At 45.3% G+C, this 17,969-nt stretch carries 14 protein-coding genes and 1 pseudogene; 5 read left to right on the top strand and 10 right to left on the bottom strand.

Translation table 11 applies throughout. The annotated features are described in order from the left end of the window. Positions 1-321 precede the first annotated feature (321 nt). Positions 322-2,106, top strand: a complete 1,785-nt coding sequence (locus LEPTO7376_RS23820; RefSeq protein WP_015135472.1) for a CHASE2 domain-containing protein — start codon at positions 322-324, stop codon at positions 2,104-2,106. Positions 2,107-2,127: 21 nt separating this feature from the next. Here the strand turns inward: LEPTO7376_RS23820 and LEPTO7376_RS17590 are convergent, their stop codons facing one another. The 4 genes from LEPTO7376_RS17590 to LEPTO7376_RS17580 form a co-directional block, all read right to left on the bottom strand. Further along, entirely contained in the window at positions 2,128-4,665 is a 2,538-nt protein-coding gene (locus tag LEPTO7376_RS17590) for an EAL domain-containing protein (protein WP_015135471.1), read from the bottom strand. Between the two features lie 100 nt (positions 4,666-4,765). Then, entirely contained in the window at positions 4,766-4,903 is a 138-nt protein-coding gene (locus LEPTO7376_RS26555; RefSeq protein WP_160148500.1) for a hypothetical protein, read from the bottom strand. Positions 4,904-4,916: 13 nt separating this feature from the next. Continuing rightward, positions 4,917-6,575: an NAD(P)H-quinone oxidoreductase subunit 4 gene (locus LEPTO7376_RS17585; protein ID WP_015135470.1), complete on the bottom strand. Its 1,659-nt coding sequence runs from the start codon at positions 6,573-6,575 to the stop codon at positions 4,917-4,919. A 243-nt stretch (positions 6,576-6,818) separates the two neighbouring features. Beyond that, positions 6,819-7,604 carry a hypothetical protein gene (locus LEPTO7376_RS17580; protein WP_015135469.1) on the bottom strand — a complete coding sequence of 262 codons (786 nt, stop codon included), beginning with the start codon at positions 7,602-7,604 and terminating at the stop codon, positions 6,819-6,821. A gap of 102 nt (positions 7,605-7,706) precedes the next feature. On the opposite strand from LEPTO7376_RS17580, the gene murG reads away from it, so the two are divergent. Continuing rightward, positions 7,707-8,762: an undecaprenyldiphospho-muramoylpentapeptide beta-N-acetylglucosaminyltransferase gene (murG, locus tag LEPTO7376_RS17575; RefSeq protein ID WP_015135468.1), complete on the top strand. Its 1,056-nt coding sequence runs from the start codon at positions 7,707-7,709 to the stop codon at positions 8,760-8,762. Positions 8,763-8,768: 6 nt separating this feature from the next. Here murG and LEPTO7376_RS17570 read toward each other — a convergent pair whose 3' ends face one another. After that, positions 8,769-10,625: a PP2C family serine/threonine-protein phosphatase gene (locus tag LEPTO7376_RS17570; RefSeq protein WP_015135467.1), complete on the bottom strand. Its 1,857-nt coding sequence runs from the start codon at positions 10,623-10,625 to the stop codon at positions 8,769-8,771. A gap of 196 nt (positions 10,626-10,821) precedes the next feature. On the opposite strand from LEPTO7376_RS17570, the gene LEPTO7376_RS17565 reads away from it, so the two are divergent. Both LEPTO7376_RS17565 and hemH read left to right on the top strand, forming a co-directional pair. Continuing rightward, positions 10,822-11,241, top strand: coding sequence for an NfeD family protein (locus LEPTO7376_RS17565; RefSeq protein ID WP_015135466.1), 420 nt, complete (start codon positions 10,822-10,824; stop codon positions 11,239-11,241). A 219-nt stretch (positions 11,242-11,460) separates the two neighbouring features. Beyond that, entirely contained in the window at positions 11,461-12,621 is a 1,161-nt protein-coding gene (hemH, locus tag LEPTO7376_RS17560; RefSeq protein WP_015135465.1) for a ferrochelatase, read from the top strand. Between the two features lie 83 nt (positions 12,622-12,704). Here hemH and larC read toward each other — a convergent pair whose 3' ends face one another. Next, positions 12,705-14,003 (bottom strand): nickel pincer cofactor biosynthesis protein LarC, encoded by a 1,299-nt coding sequence (gene larC / locus LEPTO7376_RS17555; RefSeq protein WP_015135464.1) that lies wholly within the window; start codon positions 14,001-14,003, stop codon positions 12,705-12,707. A 10-nt stretch (positions 14,004-14,013) separates the two neighbouring features. Here larC and LEPTO7376_RS17550 point away from each other — a divergent pair, with 10 nt between their 5' ends. Continuing rightward, positions 14,014-14,691: an L-threonylcarbamoyladenylate synthase gene (locus LEPTO7376_RS17550; RefSeq protein WP_015135463.1), complete on the top strand. Its 678-nt coding sequence runs from the start codon at positions 14,014-14,016 to the stop codon at positions 14,689-14,691. On the opposite strand, the gene phoU is transcribed toward LEPTO7376_RS17550, so the two are convergent. The 4 genes and pseudogenes from phoU to LEPTO7376_RS28740 all read right to left on the bottom strand — a co-directional run. After that, on the bottom strand, positions 14,688-15,356 hold the full coding sequence (gene phoU / locus LEPTO7376_RS17545; RefSeq protein ID WP_015135462.1) for a phosphate signaling complex protein PhoU: 669 nt from the start codon (positions 15,354-15,356) through the stop codon (positions 14,688-14,690). The two genes, LEPTO7376_RS17550 and phoU, sit on opposite strands and share 4 nt — an antisense overlap. A 204-nt stretch (positions 15,357-15,560) precedes the next feature. Next, positions 15,561-17,033 (bottom strand): DEAD/DEAH box helicase, encoded by a 1,473-nt coding sequence (locus tag LEPTO7376_RS17540; RefSeq protein ID WP_015135461.1) that lies wholly within the window; start codon positions 17,031-17,033, stop codon positions 15,561-15,563. After that, positions 17,017-17,310, bottom strand: coding sequence for a hypothetical protein (locus LEPTO7376_RS28745; RefSeq protein WP_315861594.1), 294 nt, complete (start codon positions 17,308-17,310; stop codon positions 17,017-17,019). Before LEPTO7376_RS28745 ends, LEPTO7376_RS17540 begins: the two co-directional genes overlap by 17 nt. A 222-nt stretch (positions 17,311-17,532) precedes the next feature. Beyond that, a pseudogene (locus LEPTO7376_RS28740) lies at positions 17,533-17,898 on the bottom strand (ribonuclease H); the annotation flags it as partial. Positions 17,899-17,969 lie beyond the last annotated feature (71 nt).

Here is a 17,969-nt window from a genome sequence, read left to right as displayed (position 1 = left end):
CGGCTAAATATAGATTTTTATCTCGCAATTGTTGACGTATCTTTTACTCTGATGACTTAGGTACTAAGTGCCAAAGGTGTTTGTAGGTAAGCGCTTAGTGTTTTTTTGTGACACTGTTTGAAGATGAGACAACAGCATCACAATAGTTACAGGGACAAATTATTTTAAGGGAAATATTTTTTGCCTTCTTCTCCAGAGTCAGTCATTATGCCTAGTTCCGAAGCTCTTGCTACTAGTACAATGAAAAAAATTGCAGTTGTGGTTGTAAGACGCACTGCTGCCTTCAATATTTTGTCAATACTTCTTCTCACTCGATAGATTGTGAAACGTCCCTCTTTAGAAAAGTTTCAAAAATTCAGGTTATTGCCTTGGTACCAACATTGTGCCAATGCAACTTTGTCGGCGGCGATCGCCATTGGCTTGAGTTTTACTGGGGGATTTCAGCTTGTAGAGTGGGCTTTCTTTGATCAGACCATTCGCATGAGACCAAAGGAGCAGCCAGATCCCAACATTGTTGTTGTGACCTTTGATGAGGTGGATTTAGAAAAAGTCGGTACTTGGCCGATTCCCGACGATACATTGGCTACTATTCTTGACCGAGTAACAGCCTATGAGCCGCGGGTTATTGGGCTAGATCTTTACCGGAATTTACCCGTAGGGAATGACGGCTATGAAGCTTTAGTTCAAGCATTTTCTTCAAATACGAATTTATATGGAGTCAGTCAGCAGGTTGAAGGTGAAACGACTGGTGCTCCGGAAATCCTAAAAAAATATGATCGAGTTAGGCTTGCCGATCTGATTTTGGATGTGGATAGTAAAGTGCGGCGGGCATTATTGTCGATTCGGGATCCAGAGGGCGAGATTAAATTGGCTCTGGGGACACAGCTAGCCCTGAACTTTTTAGAAGCGGAAGGAATTGAGCCAGAGGTTTTAGATGGCGAGTCTATTCAGCTAGGAAATGCACGACTTTTCCCATTGCATGGCACTGAGGGAGGTTACGTCAGAATGGATGGAGGTGGTTATCAAATCCTCCTGAATTATCGCGGTATTGAGGCTGATTTTCACACGATTTCGATTACAGATATTTTAGAAGAACGTATGCCAGAGGAGTTGATCCGCGATCGCATCGTTATCATTGGAGCCACGGCCAGTACCCTCAATGACTTCTTCCAAACGCCCTACAATGGCTCGCTGAGTAGCACCTCCATTTCTCCGGTGCCAGGGGTGATTATCCACGCCAATATCACCAGTCAATTGGTGAGTGCGGCCCTTGGCGATCGCGCCTTAATTCGCACGCTACCTGATTATGTGGAATGGCTCTGGGCTTTTGTTTGGGCCATGCTAGGTACTGCGATAACGGCTTGGTCTTTAAATAATTCCCAGAGATTATTTGGCGGAAATCGAGACAAGCTCAATATTTTTATTGGGTTTGTACTGCTAGAGTCCGCATTGCTGGCGATCGCCACAACATCCATGCTCCTCAATGTGTGGATTCCGATCATGCCAGCTAGCTTAGGGCTTGGCCTTGCAATTTTCTCTAGTTTGCTCCTCTCAAACCGTCAGCTCCATGGCCTAGCCACCCTTGATGAACTCACCAAAGTTGCCAACCGTCGTTCCTTTGATACTCAACTCTCTCAGGCAATCGCCGACCCAGATTCGAATTGCTCATTGATTTTATGTGACATCGATAATTTCAAACTTTATAACGATACCTATGGCCATCAGGCAGGGGATACTTGCCTTTATCGTGTTGCCCAGAAAATGCGAGAAACTGTCCGGCAGCGAGATATTGTCGCTCGCTATGGTGGAGAAGAATTTGCCATTATTCTCAAAGGCACATCCCTCGAACTCGCCGAAGAAATCGCCCAGCGCATTTGTAAACAAATTTTTTCTCTAAACATTCCCCACGACACATCGAGCAATAGCGCCAAAGTTGTCACCATGAGTTGTGGTGTGAGTATCCGCCGAACAACCCAAAAGATGACCACCACTGAACTAATTCAGATGGCAGACCAAGCCCTTTATCTCTCCAAAAAACAAGGCCGTAACCGCGTTACGCTCTATAAAAAAATGAGTAACCAATTGCCTGACTCTCTCAATTCCTAGGCGATCGCCTAAACTTTGAATCTAGAAAAACGCTTGATTAGATTCAATTAATGCCTCTGCCTCAAACACTCGTAGCGGCTTTGCAAATAGATATCCTTGACCAAACTCACAATCCAAACCCTTTAAAATATCGCGCTGCTCAGCAGTCTCGATTCCCTCTGCCACGATGGTCATCCCCAATGCATGGCTGAGGGTCACGATGGTTTGCACAATCGCATAATCTGCATCGGACTCCTGCATTTGCACGACAAACGAACGATCCACTTTCAGCGTATCAATCGGGAACTGACATAAATAACTCAGAGATGAATAGCCTGTTCCAAAATCATCAATACTCAGCTGCAACCCAAGCTCCTTCAGCTCTAACAGCAGATCAATGCTTTTCTCAACGTTTTGCATTGCAATACTCTCTGTGACCTCCATTTTGAGGCAATCAGAAGAAAGTTGCGTTTCATCAAGGGTTGAACGAATATCTTGTACCAAATCAGGATGACTAAACTGTCGTCCTGATAAATTAATGCTTAGACCCAAGTTAGAATGCTCTGGAAAAAGCTCATGCCATGTTTGCATTTGACGGCAAGCAGTTTGGATAATCCATTTTCCCAGGGGAATAATAAAGCCTGTTTCCTCAGCGACCGGAATGAAATTGTAGGGCGAAATAATCCCAGAAGGATGATTCCAACGTATAAGGGCTTCAAAACCGATCAATGTTCCCTGCTTTAAATCGATCAGCGGCTGATAATACAGTTCCATCTCATCGCGAGTCAGAGCATAACGGAGGTCCGTTTCCATTTTCAAACGTTCCGTCATCTGGTTTTTCATCCCCGCCGCAAACACCTCGTAGGAGGAGCGACCCAGCATTTTTGCACGGTACATCGCCGTGTGGGCATTGCGCAGTAATTGTTCCGGCTCGTAAGTCTCGCTGGGTTGACCGAGGGCAATCCCAATACAACAGCTCAAAATGAGTTCTTTCCCTTCAATGAGAAAAGGCTTTTGGACGATCGCCTGTAATTGGTCAGCTTGGACTTGGATTTCGTCCGAATTTTGCATATGGGGTAGCAAAATGGCAAATTCATCACCTCCGACTCTGGCAAGTAAAGGCGTGGTCTCAATGTCATTGAGCACTGTTTTAATACGTTGGGCTAAACCAGTCAAGATTTTGTCACCGACAGCATAACCAAAACTGTCATTGATAATGTTGAATCGATCAATCCCGAGAAACAGTACCGCAAATCTCGACTGACGACTCTGGTTTGAATGTTTGATCGCAAAGCGTAAATGTAGAAAAAATTGCTGACGATTTGGGAGATGGGTAAGCGGGTCAACAAAAGATGTGTCAATCAGTTTGTGGGCGAGAACTAAAACGCTGCATAGACCCAGACCAAACAGCGGCGAAATCATCGGGATCCAAATATATTGCTGGAAGAGCAGCTCGGTCACCAAGATTAGTAAGCCACCTGCCGCTAGCTCAATGAGAATCAACGAACGTAGGTTTTTTGCTGTACGAATAGCCACAGCTCCCACAGCACTCCAGCCAATAATCCAGAGGATTTCTTGCCATTCTGTCCAGAAGTAAAAAGGCTTGACCTCACCGAGGGAAATATTCAGAATTTGGTTAACTTGTTGGGCATGAAGTTCTACTCCTGAAAAGAGAGGGTTAATGCGATTGCCCTTATGGATGGGAGTCCGAAAAGTATCTTTGAGGCTTGGGGCAGTGCTACCAATCAGAACAACGCGATCGCGGATCAACTCGGGGGGCGCAGCACCTTCCACAACAAGGCTAAAGGGCAGGCGATCAATATTCATATTGGGAGGCTGATTGAGGAGAATCTGATAGCCCGCTGCATCTAAATTTTGGTATGCGCCAGAATTGTTCCTAAGAGCTGAGAATTTAGTGTCTGCAATTGTCAGTCCATCCGGCGATCGCCCCACAGACAAATTGTCCTGCCCAAGGTAACCCAAAGCCAAAAGCAGCGAAAATGAATAGAATTCGCGCTCACCGGTATAGGTATAGAGCAAATGTCTTCGCACTACGCCATCAGGATCCAGCACAAGATCATTAAACCCTTGCCGATTTTCAGGAATAGATGGTGGCGCATCAACCCGACCGCCAACATCGTAGATCGCCATGACATTATCTTTGGCAAATTCCCGCTCAAGGTCTTCTATTCCTTCACCCTGGGGTAAATTTCGATAGAGATCCACACCAATCATCCGTGGCTGATGCTCCTGTAATTCCCGCAAAGCTTTCGCCAGCGTTAGATCTGAAAAAGGCCATTCTCCTTGCTTTAAAAGATCTTGCTCTGTAATTTCGACCACAACAATCTTTGATTGCGCTAGATCTTCCTGGGATTTTTTCTGAGGCAACGTGCGCGTCAAGCGATCAAAAACCGCTAGTTCAAGAAATCCAAATGCACCTATCTGTTTGCCAGCTGTGGTGAATAGAGTAACCAGTAAGACAAGAACACAAAGGGTTTGATTAACCGATAAATGGATGAGAGAAAGCTTTGCGAGTCTGTAATAGAGAAGTGAGAAAGGAGATTCTGTGGATCTTCGCATGTGGTAAAAACTCGCCGGCTACTCTGAAAAGGATGGTTTTCGATGATGCCCTGAAAAATGATGATTCAAAATGCTTCAACTTAATTTTAGAGCGAATCATCTACACTCCATCAGGAAACTCGTCTGTATTGATGCTAACTAGTCGAGTGGATATCTGCTCCAAAATATTTTGAGACAAAAATGGCGATCGCCCCATCTTAAAAGATAAATAGGCGATCGCCACTAATTTTAAAGTCAAATTTGTTCGAGGTTTAGAGAGAGTTCAGGCTCACTAGGTCCGCAGTTTGTAGATTCGTCTGTGTTTCAACATGGGCAATCTGAGCTTGACTCACCGTCGCATTTAACGTTTGAGTTTTTGCGTCGTACATCTGCATTAACGTCTTGGGATAAAGACCAACGGCAATAATTAGTACAGTAAAACAAGCCGCAATAAATACTTCTCTAGGTCGTGCATCCTCATAAATTGCCTTGCTAGGTAACACACAGTCATTACCGAAACATACTGGTAAACTACCTGCCGTAATACTACGGTTTTTCTTCTGTGCCCCAAGGTCACAGCTCAGCGCATCCATATCTTTCTTATAGAAAATTTCGCGGAGCATGGAGAGAAGATAGATGGGCGTCAGGATAACGCCGACAGCAGACAAGAATACGGTAATGGTACGGAACGTACTGCTGTAAATATCGCTTGTTGCTAAGCCAACGAAAACGGATAATTCACCGACAAAGCCACTCATACCGGGTAGTGCCAGAGAAGCGAGTGCACCGATGGTAAACAAGGCGAATACAGTGGGCATAACCTGTCCTAGGCCACCGATTTCCGACAAAACCATAGTCTTGGTGCGGTCATAGGTTACACCAGCTAAGAAGAAGAGCACTGAGGCGATTAAACCGTGAGACAACATTTGCAGCATTGCGCCGTTAATCCCAAGGTCAGTAAAGGAAGCCAGACCGATCAACACAAAACCCATATGGGAAATGGATGAATAGGCGAGACGACGTTTCATGTTGGTTTGTCCGAAGGAACTAAATGCACCGTAGACAATATTCACAACACCCAACACAACCAAAACAGGTGCAAAGAAAACGTGGGCATCAGGCAGCAATTCGAGGTTAAAACGCATCAAACCATAACCACCCATTTTTAGTAAGACACCCGCTAAGAGCATCGAAATGGGAGAAGAGGCTTCACCGTGAGCATCGGGCAACCAAGTATGGAGAGGGAAAATTGCGAGTTTTACACCAAAGGCAATGAGCAAGCCTGCATAGAGCCAAAGTTGTAGATTTAAGGGGTATTGATGCTCGGCGATCGCCGCAAAATCAAAGTTGGGACCACCGGGAAGATTTAAGCTGAGGGCAAAAGCTGCGATCAAAATAAAGATTGAAGCTGCGGCTGTATAGAGCAAAAACTTCATCGCTGCATAACGACGGCGCTTACCACCCCAAATGCAAACCAGTAGATAAACCGGAATCAACTCCACTTCCCACATGAGGAAGAAGAGGAATAAATCTTGCGCTGCAAATACACCAATCTGAGCGGCGTAAAGCAACAGCATCAATGAGTAAAAAAGCTTTGGACGACGATTCACTTGCCATGCTGAGAACATCGACAAGGTTGTCACAAAACCCGCTAACAAGATCAAAGGCATCGAGATCCCATCAACAGATAAGCTCCAGCTGATTCCCAAAGGTTTGATCCAGCTATAGCTTTCCGCTAGTTGAAAGTTCGCAAGGCTAGTGTCAAAGTTCTGCCAGAAGGCATAACACATGATGCCGAAGTCGATGAGACCAACCAAAAGCGCGAACCAACGAACAGTCTTCCCGTCTTTGTCAGGAATGACCGGGACAAGCAGTGCGGATATAGCTGGGAGGGCAATCATTGCCGTCAACCATGGGAATTGTTCAGCCATGAGTTGTTAATTTTCTAAATATGAAGAAATGTTGAGAGCAATTGCATCATATCAAACTACTTAACACTCCTTTATAAAATTATTCTTTATATGGTTGATAAATTTAGATAAATGTGTTCGATCCTCTTGATATTCGCGGGGATCAGGCGATCGCCACCCTATTTTTTAAGTTGAGCTATAAAAAAGACCCAAATTCGAAAAAACCTGAGTCAAAAGGATGAATTTTAAAATTTCGACCAGCTCCTAGCTCTCCTGAACCTTGACGCGGTGGGACACAAGGGTAATGCCATCGCTACGGATAATAATCGCGGAATACCAGACATCACCGGTTTCTTCAGGGGCTTCAACTCGTTTAAAAATGCCACCTGCAGGCAGAATATCTAAATCAAAATCATCGGGATTGCTATAAGTCGTGTCGCCAATAATTTGTTCAGTAGCAGCACCTAGCAAAATTTCGTTGCCGAGGGGATCATTGACGATGACATCAAAGCCAAAATCTTCTTTTGGTTTCACCACTTCAGGGATGAGAACACTGACAATGGGAGGATTATCGCCACTGGTCAATTCAGAGGATTCTGACAAAATTTCTTGTTCAACGAGCTGACCATTTTCAAAATACTGCTTGGCGCGGACAGTGCTGTGGAGATGAGACCAACGGCCACTTTCCTTGCGAATACCGCGTAGTTTAGTTTCGGTCTCTGCGATGAGGCGATCGCCCTCCTGTTCCCAACTGAGGAGATTGATGTCATATTCCATGCGAGGATAATCTTCCCAAAGACCAGCGAGGAACTGGCCATAGGATTCACGACTTAAGCCATCGGAATGTTGAAAACCTTCGCTATAGAATCCAAGGGTTGTGTCTAGCTCATGATTATTGGCTGCTGTTTCAATGCTATTGAGGAGAGTGGTTAGGGTTTCTGGGGCAGTATTCGGCGTATTGGCATCGCTGCGGAGGCCTGTGCTGAGGGTGACTGCGGTTGCGGCGATCGCCACCAAAGAAAAACGTTTAACGGACTGCCAATAACCCATAAATTCCTTGTTACTCCACGTGATGAAATTAGGTTCTCTCGATCTGGTCGGAGGTTTCGTCTATTCTAAAACCTGAGACGAAAAACGACAGATAATGTGGCAATGACTCGAATTTTAATCGCAGCTAGTGGAACCGGAGGGCATCTTTTCCCTGCTTTAGCCGTGGCGCAAAAACTCTCAGACTGCGATATTCAATGGCTCGGTGTCAGCGATCGCCTCGAAACAACTCTCGTTCCAAAAACCTATCCTCTCAATATTGTCACTGCGAAAGGTTTACAGGGAAATCCACTCCGTAAAGCTCTGAATGGATTGCAATTATTAAGGTCGATTTTTCAGACCAAACAATTAATTAGTAAGCACAAAATCGATTTAGTTTTTACCACTGGCGGCTACATTGCGGCTCCAGCAATTCTTGCGGCGAAATGGCAAGGTATTCCGGTTATCCTTCATGAATCAAATGTGCTTCCCGGTAAAGTGACCCGCTTTCTCGGTAAGTACGCGGATACGGTGGTCGTTGGTTTTGCTGATGCTGCGAAATATTTACCCGATGCGAAAACGCTGCATCTTGGGACGCCTGTCCGCGAAGAATTTTTGACCCCTCAACCGCTCAGCGCAGATCTTAAAGAAAAACTTTTAGGCGATCGCTTTGTGATTTTGGCGATGGGTGGTTCCCAAGGAGCAGTTGGTTTAAATCAATTGGTGCGCCAATGTGCGGCAAGCTGGATTGAAGCAGGAGCATTTATTGTCCATATCACCGGGAAAAATGACCCTGATGTGGATTCCTTCCAAGACCCAAATTATTTGGCGATGCCCTTTGCCCATGACATTGCGGCACTGATTCAGAATGCTGATTTCGTTATTAGCCGATCTGGGGCGAGCGCATTAACCGAATTAACTATTACAAAAACACCGTCCGTTCTAGTGCCCTATCCCTATGCTGCGGAAGATCATCAAACGTTGAATGCCGAAGTCTTCGCAAATAATGGCGCAGGACTACTCGTTCAGCAAAATCGTATTAGTCCTGATGAACTAATAGAAATGGTTCTGGAGATTATGCGATCGCCCGGAAAACGCCAAGAGATGTCTGATAAGACTGCAGCCCTCGGCATCCCCGAAAGCGCCGATAAAATTGCCCATTTTCTTAAGAGCAATTTTTAGAGCGAATTAATTTTCGTCGGTTTCAATAGGCTGCTCAATCTCAGGCGTTGAAGGTTGTTGCGGCGATTGATTACGGCGAACCAGCCAATCTAAACCAAGGGCAAGAGCCACAGTTACAACAACTAGCGCGATCAAACCAAAAATGATCAACGTCAAAGAGTTGCTTTCGCCTTCATCAGTCCCTTCAAGATCATCGTCATCGTCTGTCGATGGAGCTTGATCTTCTTCTGAATCTTCTGATTGGGCAGTGGTTTGTTCCTCAATCTCTTCACCAGCCAAAGGTTCAAAGAGTAGATCGCCAGACTCAGGCAATGTTGTCAGTTCACCTGCATTGATCACCACTGGATGCTGAGGTGTAATCCCATAAAAGGCGATCGCCGCTGTGATGTTATCCTCTGTGTTTTTGTCTACCGCTTGACCCATGAGGGCTTGGAGCATCATCTCTGGTGTTAGACGTTCCTGAATAATTACTGGCGCAAACGTTTGCCAATTTTCTTCGAGGAAACCGTTATCACTGAGACCATCAGAGCAAACAACCAGAACCCCATCTTCGTCCAAAATAAAGCGTCGAATCGTGGGGTGGAGCGCTGTACCATCTCTTGTGCCAAGTGCTTGGGTAATGGCAGCGGCATCAACCCGTTCCTTTGCACTGCGATAAAGACTACGGCCAGCTTGCACCTCACGACTGACTACGTCATCATCCACGGTTAAACATAAACATTTCGTTTCTGTTAACCAGTAGGCGCGACTATCGCCCACATTAGCGATGTAAAGCTCGTGGCCATTACCAATGCCCGAATCATCTTCATTCAGTTTTTGAGGCAACTGCAACGCCAAAGTCAAAGTGGTGGCCATCCGTTTGCGGGAGGCTCGACCTTGTTCATCATTCCGTGCCGTAATCACGTTATTGGCGACGCGAATATAGGCGGCTAGTTGCTGCATCACCACATGGGGCTGCAACACATCGTCGGCGATCGCAATCTCATTCAGTAATCCTGTGAGCTGTAATTTCAGAGATTGAATCGCGAGTTGACTGGCAATTTCGCCTCCTTCATGACCCGCAATGCCATCACAAACCATCAATAAATGATTTGCAAGATTATCTGTTTCTTGTTCGGTAGCAGTCGGGAAATAGTGATCTTCATTAATTTCTGGCTCTTGCCCAGTTTCTGTCGCAGCTGTTACTTTGATTCGCAAAAGCTGTTGACTTGATTGTGCAATCAGTAAATTATTCAGGCTGACTTGAATGTCCTTCAGCGCGACTTCTGGCTCTTCCAGTTGCGCCAATAATGTTTCTAAATCGGCACGAATTGCTTGGCTACTCCGAATCTGGAGCGATCGCCAACTTTCTGCAATATTTTTGAGGGAAATCTCTGAATCTTCGGGATCTTCAATGAGTTCCATGACCCGAATACACCAGCCATCGACGCGGATATTTTCCAGTAAAAGCACTGTCGAAACGGCATTAACTTCTTGTAGATCTTCCCAAAGATCTAAAATTTGCCACAGCCAGTAAAGTTGCCGTAGTGGTGAACTATCCACCCAAATTGAGGCTAAAGCTGGCAGAATTTCGCCATTATCTGAAACAGGAATATTGTCGAGTAAAAGCAGCTCCCCCTCAGGTAAAGGGCAAATATCGTAAACCCGCGGTACGTGGAGTTGGCGCGGATAGAGTTTGCCGTAGAGCTTGGCGATCGCCGAAGGATGTTCACAAATTGGAAGGAGTTCTGGTTTTGTATCCTGCCAAATTTGCGGTGCAACCACGCGATAGCGATCAGCAACGAGATCAGAAATCTGAAAATGGAGAGCGAGGGAACCAGATGCCCGTAAGAAAGAAGCTGCGGTAGCAGAAGATGAAGACATAAAAACTAACGAAACATTACAGCACAGGCAACAGAATGGCATTGCCGGATCCTGCACCAAAGCGGTCAAGCTATGATTAAATCTACACCCTATTTAGCGAAATCGACGCATGGGCGTTACGTATCGATTCAAGTTGTTTGTTCGAAATTGTTTGTGAAAAAATCCCCGTAAGGTGTAGCAGCAAGTGAATAACCCAATGTTGATCTGGCTCGTTATTGGCGGCGGGCTATGTTCCCTCGAATTTTTCTTCCCGACAGCCTTTGTTGAATTCATGATGGGCGTTAGTGCTCTTGGTGTTGCAGCAGTTTTGCTCGTTTTCCCCATCCCGCCGAATATACAAATTGCTCTGTGGCTCGTGTTATCGACTACGGCAGTGATTGCCTCTCGTCGTTTTCTGACGCCCAGAACTTCGAAACGTACTCTCAGTGATGATTCTGAAGCTGAAACTCTTACGGCGATCGCCGCAGGAAAAACAGGCAGAGTCTTGTATGAAGGAAACTCATGGCGAGCAAGATGTGCGGATGAAACAGTAGCAATCCAACCAAATGAAACAGTCTATGTTGTGCGCCAGGAGGGGACGACTCTCTACGTTATGCCTCGTCACCTTTTGACCTAACTTTTTCTGAACACCTCACAACACATAACTCGGAAGAAACACACACTTAATTCACGAAATAATCCAAAATCGGCATAGGATGTCTATGCGGAGTAAAAAGTATTGAAATGTAAACTTTTCCGTATTTCCTGTAGTCATTGCCACAAGGAAAACCGCTTAGGCGGCTATATTGTTACAATAACTTAAAGAAAATACCAGTAAATTTAATCTGTATTAGCTATGGGTCGTGTTGGGGTCTTATTACTTAATCTAGGTGGGCCAGACAAATTGGAGGACGTTCGTCCTTTTTTATTCAATTTGTTTGCTGATCCCGAAATCATCCGTTTACCTGCGCCTTGGATGCAGAAACCATTAGCTTGGCTAATCTCCTCCCTTCGTGCTGGTAAGTCTCAAGAGAACTACAAAGAGATTGGTGGTGGCTCACCACTGCGGCAAATCACGGAAGATCAAGGTTCCGCGCTCTCTGAAAAACTCAAAGAATGGGGACGTGATGTCAAAGTATACGTGGGTATGCGTTATTGGCATCCTTTCACTGAAGATGCGATCGCCGAAATTAGGAATGACAACCTAGACAAATTGGTTGTTCTCCCTCTGTATCCACAATTTTCGATTAGCACGAGTGGCTCTAGTTTCCGTGTTTTAGAGGAAATGTGGCGCACAGACAAGGAATTGGCGAAGATTGACTATACTTTGATTCCCTCTTGGTATGATCAACCCCAATATGTTGCCGCAATGGTGGATCTAATTCGCAAAGAATTGGATCAATTTGAAGACCCTAGCAAAGCTCACATTTTCTTTAGTGCCCATGGTGTTCCTCAAAGCTATGTGGAAGAAGCTGGCGATCCTTACCAAAAAGAAATTGAAGAATGCACCCGTCTGATTATGCAGGCGCTTGAGAGACCGAATGACCACACTTTGGCTTATCAAAGTCGAGTCGGTCCTGTGGAATGGTTGCAGCCTTACACCGAAGATTCTCTCAATGAACTGGGTGAAAAAGGTATCAAAGATCTATTGGTGATTCCGATCAGTTTTGTTTCTGAGCACATCGAAACACTACAGGAAATCGATATTGAGTATCGTGAAGTTGCTGAAGAGGCTGGAATTACTAACTTCCGCCGTGTCCCTGCCCTCAATACCCATCCTATATTTATTGAGTCTTTGGCAAATTTGGTGACTGATTCTTTGGAGGATCGTCCTTGCACTTTTGGGCAAGTTACTCACCCGAAGGAAAATATGAAAATGTACCCACAGCAACTTTCTTGGGGCTTAAATACAGGGGCAGAAGTTCTAAATGGTCGCCTCGCAATGATTGGCTTTTTGGCCCTCCTCCTCGAACTATTGAGCGGCCAAGGTCCTTTGCACTTTGTCGGCATTATGTAAATCCACAAGTTTTCATTGGGATTAATAACCTATAGAGAGGCACAGATTCTGTGTCTCTTTTCTTGTTTGGTGGTTAAAAGCAATTAGTTGCGGCGATTGTATTGTTCGACAGCTTGTTGAGCGATCGCCTGCCAAGGTTGCCCGGTTTTTCTGGCGATCGCCGCGCAGTCTTCATATTCTGGCTGAACGTTATAAATTTTGTCGCCCCGAAAACCGATTTTTAGATTAATACCACCATCGGATGTGGAGATTTTTTCAAAGCAACGGTCAAGAATCGAACGGTTTTGGGTTTGGCGGCGAATGCCGAGAGTACTGGTTTCGGTAAATATAATATCTTCGCAAGTTTCAACTAAATCCACTGGGCAAATAACGGTTAACAGGGTTCCCAATCGATTTTTCTTCATCGCAACCCCTTGCGTAAAAACATCCATCGCACCAGCATCCCGTAATTTTTCGCAGGCATAGGCGATCGCCTGCGGATTGAGATCATCGATTTGTGTTTCGAGGCACATCACTGTTTCTAGATTCACTGAAATTTCGACGTGGCCAATCCATAACCGCAATAAATTCGGTAATGGCAAATCAATGGTGCCTGATCCAAGGGAAATTTTTTCGAGTTGCATCGCTGGAGGTTCACCAAAATCTTTTGCGAGAGTTGTGGCGATCGCCGCTCCTGTTGGCGTGACTAATTCTTTTTTTATGCCATTGCTGTAGACCGGAACCTGGCGTTGTTGCCAAAGTTGAAGCACTGCAGGAACAGGCACGGGCAAAATTCCATGAGCAGCTTTTACCGTACCCCCTCCCGTTGGCATCGGCGAACAATACAACTCATCAATGTCTAGCCAATCTAAACCTAGACAAGTTCCAACAATATCCACCAACGCATCTGTTGCTCCCACCTCGTGAAAATGAACATCTTCAGGCGTTGAACCATGTACCGTCGCTTCGGCGATCGCCAAATTTTGAAAAATCTCTAAACTCCACCGCTCAACTCGTTCTGGCAAATCTGCATCTTTAATCATTTGCCTGATTTCTGGTAGATGGCGATGCTGTGCATGACTTTCAGAGTAATGGTGATGTTTATGAGGATGGTGATGATGTTCATGGCTATGCCCATGGTGATGATGGCTGTTAGCAGACTGAGTTACCAACTCCTCATTTGATGTTTGATCATTGATATTTAAGAGATCCACAAAGACCTTCGTTGCCCGTTGTCCTTGACGAATCACCGTTTCCGCCCGAAGATCGTACTCAGTGACGATCCCCAGCCGATTTAGCTGATTTACGAGATATTCCAACGGAACGCCCCCATCTACTAATGCTCCGAGGCACATATCCCCAGCGATCCCTGTCGGACATTCTAGGTAAGCAATCTTTTTCATGGTGGCAACAATGGCTAAATTTTATTCTCTACACCCAAAAAATCCTCAACAACGCGACCTTGAGGCGATCGCCAAACAGTTGCGAAGCGGTGCAGTGATGCTCTATCCAACAGATACAGTGTACGCCATTGGCTGTGATCTAACTGCAAAACAAGCCGTCCAGAAAGTCCGTAAAATCAAACAGCTTGCCAACGATAAACCCCTCACGTTTTTGTGTTCTTCCCTGTCTAATATTTCTGAATATGCCCTTGTCAGCGACGAAGCCTATCGCATCATGAAACGGGTGATTCCGGGACCTTATACTTTTCTTTTGCCCGCAACCAAACAAGTTCCAAAATTAGTGCTTAGCCCGAAACGGCGCACCTCTGGTATCCGTGTGCCAGACCAAGCCATTAGCCAAGGACTATTAGAAGCACTCGGCAATCCCATTATTTCGACTTCTGCCCATATCCCCGATGAAGATGGTGAGCTCTTTACCCTCGGACTCGAAAAAGCTCGATTATTTGATGCTCTCGATTCCCTTGTGGATATCATTATCGATACCGAAGATGAGCCAGGCTTTAAAGTATCCACTATTCTCGACTTCACATCTAATCAGCCAGCCTTAATTCGAAGAGGCTTGGGTTGGGAAGAATTAGAAAGCTGGATTGATGTGATTGATCTTTCCGAAGATGAAGAGGATTATTAACCCCGTTGACCTGTTGTCATATAGGAGACCCGTTGCGCAACATTAGTGGCGTGATCGGCCATCCGCTCTATGTCTCGAATGATCAACCCCATCAAAATAAAAGGTTCTACCGAACCGCCAATAATCTGCTGGGTAGCCAGAGATTCGTACAGACGATCATAATCATCATCCACCCGATCATCCAGTTTTTTTACATAGGCGCCTGCATCCTGATCCAAATCCGCTAGAGCCACTAAACTCGTTGACAGCATCAGACGGGCGTGGGCAGACATCGATTCAATTTCTGCCATTAGAATATGGGTGGGATAAGGCACTAACTTCAACGCCATATCTGACAAGTCTTTGGCATAGTCCGCAATTCTTTCGAGATCTCGCACCAATTGCATAAATGCACTCACGATGCGGCAATCTTTACCCACAGGGGCTTGCAAAATCAGTATTGCTGCACAGTCTGCTTCAATCTTCCGATAATAGCGGTCTATTTTTTTGTCTAGTTTAATTAATGATTCCCGTGCCTCTAAATCTTCTTTAAATAAACAGTTATGCCCAAGACGGTATGCCTCTTCCACTAAGGCTCCCATTCGCAGTACTTCTTGCTCTAGTCTTTGTAAAGCACGTTCAAAGTTGGTGCGTGTTTTCTGGGTCGGCTTTTGTGATAAGTGCATAACTATTAAAAAGATTTAAATTCTTTGTATCGCATTTTTTATAATTTCGATTGTTTCATTATACTTACAAAATAAATAAAAGATAAAGTTATTGTTCGGTTAAATAAAACCATCAATTTATGACACTTCTAATAAATACAAAAAATATAAAATATTTTTATTGCTAGGCTTTTTTATTTATAATTCCCTTTCTGTTTTTTATGATCAAAGCTCCTCTTCAGGCTTTTCTCCCCAAGGCTTTTTGGCTTCGGCAGCACGATTGCCGATTTCAGTTCTCGGCAAAACTCTTGTAGGCTTGCTTTGTCTTTGTAGTGGCGATCGCCGCCGTTCAGAAGTGTATTCTTCGTTTGTATTTTTTGCTACCAATTCATAAAGAATTGCCAATTTATTTGGTGAATTTCCTTTGCGTAAAATTCGTCCAAGTCGTTGAATGTATTCTCGGGAAGATCCCGTTCCAGACAAAATAATTGCAACTTTAGCAGCGGGGACATCGACTCCTTCATTTAGGACATGGGAGGTCACTAAAATATGATACTTGCCGTGACGGAAGGATTCGAGAATACGATGTCTTTCTTTAACGGGCGTTTGATGGGTTAAGGCTGGAATAAGAAAATCTTGGGAAATACGGTAAACGGTGGCGTTATCGTTTGTGAAAATTAATATTTTGTCAGGGTAATGTTTCTGGATGAGCTCACTGAGAGTGCGAAGTTTCCCTGTGGTACCAGCAGAAATATCTTTGGCTTGACGGTGGGCAAGCATAGCTCGACGACCTTCTGGGGAACGACAACTGGCTGAGACAAAATATTGCCAACCTTGCAGGCTCCCTAAGGAAATATGTTGGTCTCTAAGGAATTGATTTCGGGTGGCGATCGCCTGCTCATAGGCTTTTTGCTCAAGCTCAGTCAATTCAACGGGAATTTGAATGCTCTGAAATTCGGCAAGGGCAGTGCCTGATAAATTATCAGGGGTTTGATCGTAGACAATCTTGCCAATGAGCCAGTCAAGATCTTTATCCTTGCCATCACTCCGTTCTGGTGTTGCTGTTAAACCAAGACGGTAGGGCGCAAGGGAATATTCAGCGATGACTCGAAAAAAATCGCTAGGAAGATGGTGACATTCATCGAAAATTTGCAGGGCATATTGATTGCCCAAGGTTTCGGCATGGATCGCGGCACTGTGATAAGTGGCCACCAAAATTGGCGTGCGATCACGAGAACCTCCCCCCAACAAACCCACTTCGGCACCGGGAAAGGCCTTTGTGAGTTGCTCATACCATTGGTGCATCAAGTCGAGGGTAGGCACCAAAATCAAGGTGGAGCGTGGCGTTGACTCAATGGCGAGTTGGGCTAGATAAGTTTTTCCCGCGGCAGTGGGCAGCACGACAACGCCTTGGCGATTGCCTTGTTTCCAGGCCGTTAACGCTTCTGTTTGGTGTAGGTAAGGCGTGAGAGAAAAACTCGCCTGTAGATCGAGGGGAGTGAAAGTTTGACTCGCGTCAATAAATTCCGTCGGAGCTTGATTTAAGGTTTTAACGAGGCTGCGATAGTGGTAAGCCGGGATACGGAACTTTTCGATACGGTCATCCCAGGTCGCAAAATCGAGCCAGTCTTTACCCCGTGGCGGTGGATGCAGCGTTAGAGTGCCACGGTCATACTCTAGTTTAGGAAGCCTCGGCATCGCCCATAATGCGGTCTAGTTGCCACAAAATTTGGTTACCTTCACGCTTCACACGGGAAACGATCCAATTACGCCATGTCCATTCGTGGCCACGGCTAGTTACAGCACTGGCATTTACATCCATGAGATCAGCAAGTTCGGAGCTACTGATAAAGTAGCCTTTCTCTGCGATTTCATCGGCGATACGGAGGCTCTCAATTAAGGCAGATAGCTGGTGAACGCGCTCTTGACGGGATAAAACAAGTTCTTCTGTAGAGTTTGTAGCGGAGTCAGTCATGGGATTTTGTCGCGATTCGTTTTGAATCACTATAGAGTTTTCATTGGAATCTGCTGACAATTCTGTTACGGATGGTGAAAGAATATCTCTGGATTTGGGAAGATTTTGTATTTTTTCGCCGTTTTGTAAACGAGGTGTTTTTAAAATGGGTGCTTTGCCACGGGCAAAACTGTTGGCGATCGCATCGGCACGTTCATTCCCAGGCTCACCGCTATGGCCTTTAACGTGAGTCCATTGCACAGCAGGGTGATTCAGTTTATCCATTTCCTGCCAGAGATCTTTATTGAGGACTGGTGCACCGGATGATTTTTTCCAGCCTTTCCGTTTCCAGCCTTTAATCCACTTCGTAATGCCATCAATTACGTATTTACTATCGGTAAGGAGCTGGATGGGTTCGCGCTGATCGCTATCTCGAAATTGTTTGAGGGCTTCGATGGCAGCTTGCATCTCCATGCGATTATTTGTGGTTTGGGCTTCATGATCGCCAAGTTCGGAAACAGAGCCATTTTGATATTGAATCACAACGCCCCAGCCACCGGAACCGGGATTATTGATGCAGCCGCCGTCGGTATAAATTCGTTTGATCATGATGATTTGACAGTAGAAAGATAGCCCTCCGAAGGGAAGGCGTCATAGGTGGATAGTTTTTTGTAAGTTTG

The sequence above is a fragment of the [Leptolyngbya] sp. PCC 7376 genome (genome assembly GCF_000316605.1).
In the GTDB taxonomy this organism is placed as follows: Bacteria; Cyanobacteriota; Cyanobacteriia; order Cyanobacteriales; family MRBY01; genus MRBY01.
The sequence above is the reverse complement of the archived record's forward strand: the minus strand, read 5'-3'. Positions and strand labels throughout refer to the sequence as shown.

Bases quoted from the DNA above. Each gene is read 5' to 3' on its own strand.
- LEPTO7376_RS17590 (WP_015135471.1), bottom strand. From the start codon at position 4,665: ATGCGAAGATCCACAGAATCTCCTTTCTCACTTCTCTATTACAGACTC.
- LEPTO7376_RS17585 (WP_015135470.1), bottom strand. From the start codon at position 6,575: ATGGCTGAACAATTCCCATGGTTGACGGCAATGATTGCCCTCCCAGCT.
- LEPTO7376_RS17580 (WP_015135469.1), bottom strand. From the start codon at position 7,604: ATGGGTTATTGGCAGTCCGTTAAACGTTTTTCTTTGGTGGCGATCGCC.
- murG (WP_015135468.1), top strand. From the start codon at position 7,707: ATGACTCGAATTTTAATCGCAGCTAGTGGAACCGGAGGGCATCTTTTC.
- LEPTO7376_RS17570 (WP_015135467.1), bottom strand. From the start codon at position 10,625: ATGTCTTCATCTTCTGCTACCGCAGCTTCTTTCTTACGGGCATCTGGT.
- LEPTO7376_RS17565 (WP_015135466.1), top strand. From the start codon at position 10,822: ATGTTGATCTGGCTCGTTATTGGCGGCGGGCTATGTTCCCTCGAATTT.
- hemH (WP_015135465.1), top strand. From the start codon at position 11,461: ATGGGTCGTGTTGGGGTCTTATTACTTAATCTAGGTGGGCCAGACAAA.
- larC (WP_015135464.1), bottom strand. From the start codon at position 14,003: ATGAAAAAGATTGCTTACCTAGAATGTCCGACAGGGATCGCTGGGGAT.
- LEPTO7376_RS17550 (WP_015135463.1), top strand. From the start codon at position 14,014: ATGGCTAAATTTTATTCTCTACACCCAAAAAATCCTCAACAACGCGAC.
- phoU (WP_015135462.1), bottom strand. From the start codon at position 15,356: ATGCACTTATCACAAAAGCCGACCCAGAAAACACGCACCAACTTTGAA.
- LEPTO7376_RS17540 (WP_015135461.1), bottom strand. From the start codon at position 17,033: ATGCCGAGGCTTCCTAAACTAGAGTATGACCGTGGCACTCTAACGCTG.
- LEPTO7376_RS28745 (WP_315861594.1), bottom strand. From the start codon at position 17,310: ATGACTGACTCCGCTACAAACTCTACAGAAGAACTTGTTTTATCCCGT.